Origin of the sequence: Streptococcus sp. HMSC10A01 (assembly GCF_001807785.1) — a bacterium.
Classification (GTDB): domain Bacteria; phylum Bacillota; class Bacilli; order Lactobacillales; family Streptococcaceae; genus Streptococcus; species Streptococcus gordonii.
In genome coordinates, this window is record NZ_KV790983.1 from 454,618 (window position 1) to 464,668 (window position 10,051).

Below are 10,051 nucleotides of genomic sequence, written 5' to 3' on the forward strand. Positions count from 1 at the left end.
AGCGGATAAGCCATGTAGGGCTTATCCGCTTTTTTATCTTGTATTATTAAAGCTTTTCTCTGTTCTATCCAAAGAGAACAAACTAATTAGTTACATTTTCTTTTAGACATCCACAGAACTCCTGCAAGAAGTGTTGTCAACATTCCAAGCACTGAGACAAAAAGACTGTCATCCTGTCCTGTACGAGGAAGAGCTTTCCCAGCTCCTTTCGAAGCTTGAGTACTAAGCTTGCCTGCAGAACCTTTAGGATCTTTAGAGTCCTTAGAATCTGTACCTTCTTTTTTAGTTGGTTTATAGCTATTAGTCAAGATATAACTTCCATCACTAGCCTGTTCCAGATGGCTACTATAACCTTCAACCGTTACTTCTTCTACAACAGTATAAGTGATTTTCTTGCCCTTATTGTTCTTAGGCAGGGCTTTTGATTCAAACTTCCAACCAGTAGCTTCTGTCACTTCCAGCTCATCTACTACCTTGTCTCCATCCAAAATCTTGACCTTGATAGATGTTGGACGCTTGCCATCTTGGTTATTGGCATCATCCCAAACCTTTTGACCAGAAATTTTAATGGTTTCTGGAGTATAAGAGTTGGTGATAGTGAAATTGTCAATCTTGGTCTCATATTGAGTAACAGCATCTTCAGAAAGTGTATAGACAATTTCTTGCCCATCTCTGTACTTAGGAAGGTTTTTAGATTCAAACTTCCAACCACTATTAGCAGTTACTTCAAGTGTGTCAACAATAGTGCTTCCATCCATTACTTTAACTGTAATAGATGCTGGACGTTTACCATCTTGATCGTCTGCATCATCCCAAACCTTTTGACCAGAAACTTTAACCTGCTCTGGAGTATAAGAATTGGTAAGGATTTGACCTTCTACTTTCGGACTATAGCCTTTCTCTTTCAATATAGCAACTGTCGCATCATCCTCTTTGACAGTATAGGTAATCAATTGACCCTTATCAAATTGAGGCAGATTGGTAAAGCTTGCCTTCCAAGTGTTGGCAGCTACCTGATTATCAGCTGTCAAAGTCAGAGTCTTACCTGCGACAACAACTGGCTCTTGACCATTGACTGAGCGATACAGTTGAACTGTGATAGATGCTGGACGCTTGCCGTCTTGATTGCTTGCATCATCCCAGACCTTCGTCACAGCATATTCTGTACTTTGAGGGGTGTAAGAATTGGTAATAGTGAAATTATCAATCTTGGTCTGATAGTCTGTAACTGCTTCTTCTGTTACAGTGTAGGCAATTTCTTGACCTGCTGCATACTTAGGAAGTTCTTTCGATGTAAACTTCCAGTCTGTAGCGGCTGTCACTTCAAATTCATCCACAACAGCATCGCCATTTTTCACTTTAATCTTAACAGAAGCTGGACGTTTGCCATCTTGGTTGTCAGCATCATCCCAGACTTTTTGACCAGAAATCTTAACCATCTCTGGAGTATAAGAGTTAGTAACAGTAAAATCTTTGATTTCTGTTGTGTAACCAGCTACACCATCTTCTTCAATAGAGTAAACAATCTTTTGACCATTTTCATAGACTGGCAGATCTTCAAATTTGGTTTTCCATTGATCAGCAGCCGTCACTTCTTTACTAGCAACTTCTGCCTTGACACCACCAACTGTCTTCATCAACTTAATCTTAATCTTACTTGGACGCTTACCATCTTGATTCTCACTGTCATTCCAGGACTTGCTTACAGAGATTTCTGTCTTTTCTGGTGTGTAAGAGTTGGTAATGTTGTAGCCGTTGAGATTGGTTGAATAACCTGGCACAGCATCCTCTGTCACGGTATAGGTAATCCGTTGACCATCTTTGTAGACTGGTAAGCCAGTAAAGTTATAAGACCAACCTTCTGCCTCTCCGACTGTTTGGCTATTGATTTTTTGACCGTCAGCTAACAGATTAACCGTGATAGAAGCTGGACGCTTGCCATCTTGATTGTCGCTGTCATCCCAAGTCTTACTTCCAGATACCGTCGTTGTTTCTGGCGTGTAAGAATTAGTGATGTTGTAACCTTCTACCTTAGCAGTGTAGCCTGCTACTGCTTCTTCCGTCACAGTATAAGCAATTTCTTGGCCAGCTGCATATTTAGGCAGGGCCTTAGACTCATACTTCCAGTCGTTAGCGGAAGTAACATTTTGCTCATCAACAACCGTATCACCATTCAGAATTTTAACCTTAACAGAAGCTGGACGCTTACCATCTTGGTTGTCCGCATCATCCCATTTCTTCTGACCAGAAATCTTGACCGTTTCTGGAGTGTAAGAGTTGGTGATGTTGTAGCCGTCCACTTTGCTCGTGTAGCCTGCTACTGCTTCTTCATTTACTGTATAAACAATTTCCTGGCCTGCTGCATACTTAGGCAATGACTTAGATTCGTATTTCCATTCGTTAGCAGATGTCACTTCCTGTTCATCAACAACTTTATCACCATTCATAATTTTGATCTTTACAGAAGTAGGACGTTTGCCATCTTGGTTGTCTGCATCGTCCCACTTCTTCTGACCAGAAATTTTGATTGTTTCTGGTGTGTAAGAGTTGGTAACATTATAACCTTCTACCTTACTAGTGTAGCCTGCTACTGCTTCTTCACTTACTGTATAAACAATTTCTTGGCCTGCTGCATACTTAGGCAATGACTTAGATTCGTATTTCCATTCGTTAGCAGATGTCACTTCCTGTTCATCAACAACTTTATCACCATTCATAATTTTGATCTTTACAGAAGTAGGACGCTTGCCATCTTGGTTGTTCGCATCGTCCCATTTCTTCTGACCAGAAACTGTAGTGGTTTCTGGCTGATGGGTATTTGTAACAACAAATCCTTCAGTCGCGTTTCCAGTAACTTGAGATTGATAGTCCGCAGTTGCTTTTTCTTCTAGAGAGTATACGACTTCTTGTCCATTTTCATACTTGTTCAAGTCAGTGAATTCAGTTGCCCACTGGTCAGCTTCGGTCAGAGTGCGGTTAGCAACTTCTGATTTTTGACCACCTACTTCTTTGTATAGTTTTACAACAACATTGGCCGGACGTTTGCCATCTTGGTTTTCTCCATCTTCCCATTTTTTGCTGGCTTTCATAGAAATTTTTTCTGGCGTACGACTATTGGTAATCGTAAGATTATCCTGATCCACTACAGGAGCTTCATAGCCCTCTACCTGATCCTCACCAATTGTATAGGTGATTTTTTTACCGCTTGCATCAAAGATTGGCAGATCTGTAGCTTGAGCTGTCCATTCAGCATCTGTACTTCCACCTGTCACTGTCAAGGTTTTGTTTGCCAACTTTTGACCATCAGCATAGATGTCTACAGCAATCGAAGCTGGACGCTTACCGTCCTGATTACTTTCATCTTTCCAAACTTTCTTAATCGTCAAAGTTTTGCTGGCATTTGGATCCAGTTCATTCTTAATTGTTCTAACTGCTCCCTCAGCCTTGATAGTCACCTTAATTGGCTTATTGTCTAGTACATATCCTTCAGGAGCAGTTACCTCTTCCACTGTAAACTGACCTTTTTTAATTTCAGCATCAGAGAAAGCTTGTGTTGAAACACGACCATTGGCGTCTGTTGGTGGCAAGATAATTTCCTCACCACTTGGAGTTGTCACTTTAAAGACAGCTCCTTCCAGCATCTTACCTGTCTTAGAATCCTGTTTGTAGATGACTAGACTATTGCTGATGTTCGCCGTAATAACTCCACCTTCTGTAATCCGGCTACTACGTTCGATAGTAGGAGCCTTATTAGTAGGTCGATCATCTCGGAAAGGTAACGTTTGATTATCAACTTCCATTTGAACTGTATTCGACACCAAGGATCCATCAGCTGGAGAAGTTGTCATATAGTTCAACATAAAGGCGTGATTACTTGGATTCAGAATAGTCAAAGTGAACTCGGTGTATGTCTCATTGTAGGTAATTGTGTAATCCTGTCCCTCTTTTAAGATAACCGAATTCGCGATACTTGATAAACTTTGAGTGTATTCCCCTTGACGAAGGACTAATTGTTCTGGGACAAATTGCATCGGCGCGCTGTCATCTGGAATAGAGTCCTTGATTACGATCGGAGAGTTATAAGTCTTTTGTTGAGTATTAATCCGTACTGTCCAGTTGTGTGAATAGTCTCCACTCTTGCCGAGAATGGCTGAGTTGTATGGTTTCTTAGCGATAACTCCACCAATCTTAGCAAAGTTTTCTCCTGCTGTTGAAAAACCACTCTGTTTGCGCTCATTAATGGTGACCTTGTGACTCATGGTCCCTTGAGTCTCTTCGGGATTATATTTCCAGTCCTGCTCAGCGCCCACTTTCGTTGCTTGGAAGTCAAAGAAGAAGCTTCCCTTCACTCCACTTGAAGTCGTTTTGGCCTGATACTCTGACAGGTTTTGAAGGGTAACGGTGATAACCCCACCTTTGCCAGAACCATTTGACTGCAACTTGGCAACCCCAAGTTGGACCTGTGTTTCATTATCTGTTAGGTTAAAAGTTGTACCATTAGCAATCGTTGCTCCATTTGGAACTGTGAAGGTAAAGGTATCTCCGTCATTCAACCTATTATCATAAGCTGACAAGTCAAAAGTTAGCTCATAGCGATAATTCCCGCCTTGAACTAGGTTGTATGCTCCATTAACTTTGGTAGCTTCTCGTCCATTTGCGTGATCCCAGATTTTTATCTCTGTAATCGCATTTTTCAAATTCTGAGCCTGAGCTGTTTCTGCAAAGACATTCATGTCAAGCAAAAATAAAACAGGCAATAAAAAAAACAAGAGCCATGCTTTAAATTTCATTATATTCTCCTTTTATTTTTGTATATAAATACTCACTAGCCATATTGTATCAGATAGTCCTATCAATAACAATATCATTAACGATATATATCAAAAATTAAAACATTTTCTTTGCTATTTTACTTTTTACAATGACTCTTGGCATTTTTAAAAAATATGTTATAATAGAAAGTAGGCGGAGGTGGTGGAACGGCAGACACGCATGCTTCAGGCGCATGTGCCCGTAGGGTGTGAGGGTTCAAATCCCTTCCTCCGCATAAGAAAAAACGAGAGAGTCAAGTGGCTCTCTCATTTTTATTTTTATCCAATTTTGATACAAATCATTCCAAACTCTATTATAGGCCTTCTTCTCTCAAAGCATCGCTCAAGCGAGCAAACGCTGCCAAGTCTAGCGCTTCTCCTCGAACATTGGCCACAAGATCGGCTTTTTCTAAAGCTCTTTCAAGCTTGGTCTTGACTTCTTCAGACTTACCGAAATAGCTAGTCAGATTATTCCAGAGAGTTTTCCTGCGATGAACAAAGCTAGCCTTGGTGACCTTGAAAAAGAATTTCTCGTCCTGGACTTCAACTGCTGGTTGCTCTCTTCGCACCATCTTGAGAATTGCCGAATCCACATTTGGAGCAGGCACAAAGACTGTCCGCGGTACGATAAAGGCAACCTTGGCCGTCATGTAATACTGGACCGCAATCGACAAACTACCATAGGCCTTGGTATTAGGCTGAGCCGAAATCCGATCTGCCACTTCTTTTTGCATCATCACGACAAACTCACTAAAAGGAATCCCACTCTCAATCAAATGCATGAGGATCGGCGTCGTGATGTAGTAGGGCAGATTTGCCACTACCTTGATAGGTAGGTCTGGATTCTTAAACTCTGCTATGTACTGGGCCAAATCAACCTTGAGAATATCCTGATTGACCACTGTCACATTGTCAAAATCACGCAGAGTATCCGCTAAAATCGGCACCAACCGATCATCTATCTCAAAGGCCATGACTTCCGCAGCATTTTCTGCCAAAAACTCCGTCAATGCCCCAATACCAGGACCAATTTCAATGACATTGACCTTTTTATCAATCTCAGCAGTATCCACAATTTTCTGGAGGATGTTGGTATCAGTCAGGAAATTCTGACCGAAAGATTTTTTAAAAGTGAAACCGTGACGCTCCAGAATGGCACGGGTCACACTATAATCTGCAATTCTCATCTATTCTCTTTTCTTTTTAAATAATTTTCAGGTGTAGAATGGTAAATCAACTCAAATTGGCTATCACCATTTGCCTCTTCAATTATTGTCTTTAACAAGGCATCTGATTGAAACATCTCTTTTGTTTTTGTAAAGTAGGCCCCCTGTTCCCCATTGATATTGCGAAGTTCCCATGCAACATCATTTCCTTGAACAAGAGGGAGATAACTATCTTCTTCAAGAAAAGCAAAGAAAGCTCCTACCGTCATTTCTTCAGGCACTTCATATTCTGTCTTATGCGGAACAGTATCATCTCCTGCACTAACCGAGACTCTATCAACTATAATCTTCATATTTACCTCTTCTACTGCTTTGAAGCATCATTTAACTCAGCACTTATTTTTTCCATTTCTTTGAAAGAATCTTGACTGATATAACATCCTGCTTTTAGATACTCTGTCCCATTGACAATGTAGTCAAACATAGCAATCATATTTCCTGCCGGCTCAATCATACCGTCCCACTCTTCATCAAAAACCATCCGCAGACGTTTCCAGTCTGTAAAGAGAGAGATAGCTTGTCGGCCATCTTTTCCTTCTCGAACTGGTAAATCTAAACTAGCCCCTCTTTCCAACATTACTTCCTTTGCTTCTTCGCTCGCTTCAGGGAAGTTCTCCCCTCTTCGCACCGGAATGAGGAATTTAGCCTTAGGTACTGCCTTTGATAGGAAGCCATAATAAAGCCTGTCTACCAGCTGTTTGTCTTCTGTATCTGGCTTACCTAGCTGTCCAAGTAAGAGTAGCCATCTCACTACATCAGGATTCATGACAGGCACCTGAATCTCAGGTAGATTTGAAAAATCAGGTTTTTCTACCAAGCTTTGAGCCTTGATGCACACATCATCTGAATTCATGATAATTCCTAGAGCACCATTAAGGTAAAAAGCGGAACCCAAGAAGTTTTTAATAGCTTCCTTGTCCTCTGTATTTTCAATCCGTCTCACTTGGGTATTTGGCTGACTGTCAAACGTTTCTTTGTAATGATGGTACCAACGAGAAGTCGAGAGGTGAATCAAGGGATCAGTACACAGATAGCCATCATCTCCACGGTCATATGTCTTCGAAAACATATAGGGCTCTCCTGTTAATTGCGAATAAATCACATAGACCTCATCTGCTTCAAGCAACTTATCTCTTACAACTTCCTCAAGGTGGGCAATTTTAGCCAGATTTTTTTGATATTCTTCTTCACTCCCATTTTGTCGATTTTCTCTACAATCCCATAAGAACAAACGCAAAATTTCAACACTATCTTCTAAACTAGCTCGCAGATAGTCTTCATTGCTCATATCTCCATTCTGCATTTCCACAAAAGATGTATACAGGGCATCTGTATAACTAGATAAAAGCTGGCGCTCATCTATCTTGGACGTATAGAGAACACTCCCCTTTTTAAGTCGACCTGCGATTTCAGATGCAGTTACAACAATATGGGCAAGGGCCTCGTCCGCCAAGGAGTTAGAATCTTCTTTTCCATTGCTTAATTTTTCAACCGTCAGCTCGCCAAAAGACTCAAAGCTTTCGCCAGGATTGCATACTTGCAGACGGTCGCCTAACTTTAAATTCCCTTTCAATCTGCCCAAGATCAACAGCTGATCGGACTTCCCAAGTGCAAAGAAGTCAAACACTCCCAAGCAAGTACTTGTCTCACTGGTCTCTTTTTCAACTTCTGTTGTAGTTTCTATCTTTTCTTCTTTCTTCCCAAAATTAAACCAAGCCAATGCTATTTCTCCTTATGGACTTTATTTTCTAACTCTTTATACATTGTCATTTACGCAGGTCATTTGCTCTAGCAGGGTGTAAAGTTTTTTCTGCTCTTCTTCCTCATAAGCAGATGCATTTGCTTTTACTTCCCTGCATTTCTCGTCATACAAAAAGCCCTCATAACCATCTTCTGTAGATAAGGCTGTATAGACTTTCGCCATTTCTTCAGGACTAATCGAAAATTTTGACTTAATTTTATACAGATTTTTCATAAAAGCGCTGAGGTGATCATAGCGGTTCATATCTACTTTGACATTGGTCACACGGATTGCCTGCACCTTGATGTCTTTCCAATGTTTCCGCATATAAAGCGACAGCATCAATAAGGCCAACTTATTCTGATAATAGGTCTTAGCAGGGCTGTAATGTTTTTGACCAGATAAATTTTCAAAATCAAGCTTTATGAAAGGATACAGCACCAACCCTTGAGAAGAAATATTAATAATCCGACCACTCTCAGACTTTTCTAGTAAGCCTCTCAACAAGGTAGAAAGCAAAAAGGGAGCAACCACATTTGTAGCAAACTGCTTTTCTAATCCATCTTTGGTCATCACGGGACTTTTGATTGACAAATCAAAATCAGCCGCATTGTTAATTAAAACATCTAAAGTCTCTTCTTTTTGGATATACTGTTCTACCGCTTTCTTGATACTTTTCATATCAGATAAATCAGCCAAGATATAATCTACACGTGGATTTCCTGTTTGTTGGCGGATTTTCTCACAGGCTTGCTCAGCAGCTTCTTTTCGCCGGCAAAATAAGGTCACTGACCAGCCCTTTTCAGCTAACTGTTTAGCAGCCTGATAACCAATACCACTATTGCCACCCGTAATAATTACTTTTTTCATTCCTTACTCCGTTAGACTGAATACTTACGCATGGTTTCTTCCACTTCCGCCAAGGTCACCCCAAACAACTCCAAGCGTTTGAGGAGCTGTTTACCATTGGAGTAGCCGATACGGAGCTCCTCTCCCAGATACTCTCGACGCTGACGGCTGTCGCTTCCCATAAGTAGTCCCAGTCGCACAAGGTCACTTTTGGTGATGTCAAAGTCGTCCTCATCATCGAAATGTCCAACCAGACCAGCCAATGCCTGCTGTAAATCCTCAAATGAAGCGTGCTCTACTCCGAGCGACCGACCTTTGTTCTTAGACTTGGGAGTTGCCTCATCTCGTCGGAGAAAGGCATGTTGAGCAGTTGGCACAGCCTCCATAATTATTCGACGAATGCGCTCACCATTGTAGTCTGGATCGGTAAAGACAATAACCCCACGTAGCTGGTGCAGTTTCTCAATCCGCTCTAGATCTTCTTCATTGATCGCAGATCCTCTCGTCTCGTAAGTATCAACTTGGTAAAACCGCTGCAAATTGGCTGTGTCATCCTTGCCCTCAACGACGATTACTTGAGGGATTTTTATCTTCTCAGTCAAGCCCAAACACCTTCTTTGCATTGGCATAGGTCGCTTGTGCTACTTCTTCGACAGTAAGCCCACGCAGCTCAGCAATTTTCTCTACCACATAGCGGGTATAGGCTGTTTTATTTTCTCGACCACGTTTGGGAACAGGCGCCAGATAAGGTGCATCCGTCTCGACGAGGATTTTGTTCAAAGGCAGGCTCTGCGCAGCCTCCTGAATATCTGTCGCTTTCTTAAAGGTCACAACTCCAGAAAAGGAAATCATCATTCCTAGCTCGATAAAGCGCTCTGCCATTTCCAAAGAACCCGAATAAGAGTGCATGATGCCGCCTCTAGAGCCGACAGCCTCACTCTTGATAATCTCATAGGTGTCATCCAATGCGTCACGTGTGTGAACGACAAAGGGCATGTTCAGCTCTTTAGAGAGCTGGATTTGTCGGCGAAACACCCGCTCCTGAACATCCTTTGGCGCTGTCATCCAGTGATAATCCAGCCCAATCTCGCCCAGAGCCACCACCTTGGGGTGTCGAAGCTTATCCAGCAGATAAGCTTCCACCGCCTCATCATAAGTCCCAGCCTCAGTCGGATGCCAGCCAATCGTAGCATAAAGCTGATCATAGTTGTCCGCTAACTCCAAGGCGCGCTCAATGGTCGGCCGATCAAAACCGACAATATTGTGTGCAACAACACTCATTTCTTTGGCTAATTGAAGCTCCTCTGCCTCTCGACCATCAAATTCTTCCACATTTAAATGCGTGTGTGTATCAAAAATCTTCATGGTTTACTTCCTTGTATTTCCTGTCCTTTATTATACCAAAAATGACCTAAAAAATCAGA

Annotated in this window: 7 protein-coding genes and 1 tRNA gene; 1 reads left to right on the plus strand and 7 read right to left on the minus strand. The window is 41.7% G+C overall.

Annotated features, from left to right (window positions below):
• Positions 1-86: 86 nt before the first annotated feature.
• A complete protein-coding gene (locus HMPREF3108_RS09265; protein WP_070494354.1) occupies positions 87-4,790 on the minus strand; it encodes a Cna B-type domain-containing protein in 4,704 nt (1,567 codons plus the stop codon).
• 175 nt (positions 4,791-4,965) lie between these two features.
• Between HMPREF3108_RS09265 and HMPREF3108_RS09270 the strand changes: the two genes are divergently transcribed.
• Positions 4,966-5,047, plus strand: a tRNA-Leu gene (locus HMPREF3108_RS09270).
• A 78-nt stretch (positions 5,048-5,125) separates the two neighbouring features.
• Here the strand turns inward: HMPREF3108_RS09270 and rsmA are convergent.
• From rsmA to HMPREF3108_RS09300, 6 genes are read right to left on the minus strand one after another with little or no spacing between them, the layout of a single operon-like run.
• Positions 5,126-5,998 carry a 16S rRNA (adenine(1518)-N(6)/adenine(1519)-N(6))-dimethyltransferase RsmA gene (gene rsmA, locus HMPREF3108_RS09275; RefSeq protein WP_048778072.1) on the minus strand — a complete coding sequence of 291 codons (873 nt, stop codon included), beginning with the start codon at positions 5,996-5,998 and terminating at the stop codon, positions 5,126-5,128.
• Positions 5,995-6,330, minus strand: coding sequence for a hypothetical protein (locus HMPREF3108_RS09280; RefSeq protein ID WP_048778074.1), 336 nt, complete (start codon positions 6,328-6,330; stop codon positions 5,995-5,997). The genes rsmA and HMPREF3108_RS09280 overlap by 4 nt, the downstream gene beginning before the upstream one ends.
• Before the next feature lie 11 nt (positions 6,331-6,341).
• On the minus strand, positions 6,342-7,757 hold the full coding sequence (locus HMPREF3108_RS09285) for an SseB family protein (RefSeq protein ID WP_070494356.1): 1,416 nt from the start codon (positions 7,755-7,757) through the stop codon (positions 6,342-6,344).
• Between the two features lie 36 nt (positions 7,758-7,793).
• The gene (locus HMPREF3108_RS09290) at positions 7,794-8,648 is read right to left on the minus strand and encodes an SDR family NAD(P)-dependent oxidoreductase (RefSeq protein WP_070494358.1); all 855 of its coding nucleotides are present in this window, start codon (positions 8,646-8,648) and stop codon (positions 7,794-7,796) included.
• Positions 8,649-8,659: 11 nt separating this feature from the next.
• Positions 8,660-9,229 carry a ribonuclease M5 gene (gene rnmV / locus HMPREF3108_RS09295; protein WP_371106297.1) on the minus strand — a complete coding sequence of 190 codons (570 nt, stop codon included), beginning with the start codon at positions 9,227-9,229 and terminating at the stop codon, positions 8,660-8,662.
• Positions 9,222-9,992, minus strand: a complete 771-nt coding sequence (locus tag HMPREF3108_RS09300; protein ID WP_070494359.1) for a TatD family hydrolase — start codon at positions 9,990-9,992, stop codon at positions 9,222-9,224. The genes rnmV and HMPREF3108_RS09300 overlap by 8 nt, the downstream gene beginning before the upstream one ends.
• Between the last annotated feature and the right edge of the window lie 59 nt (positions 9,993-10,051).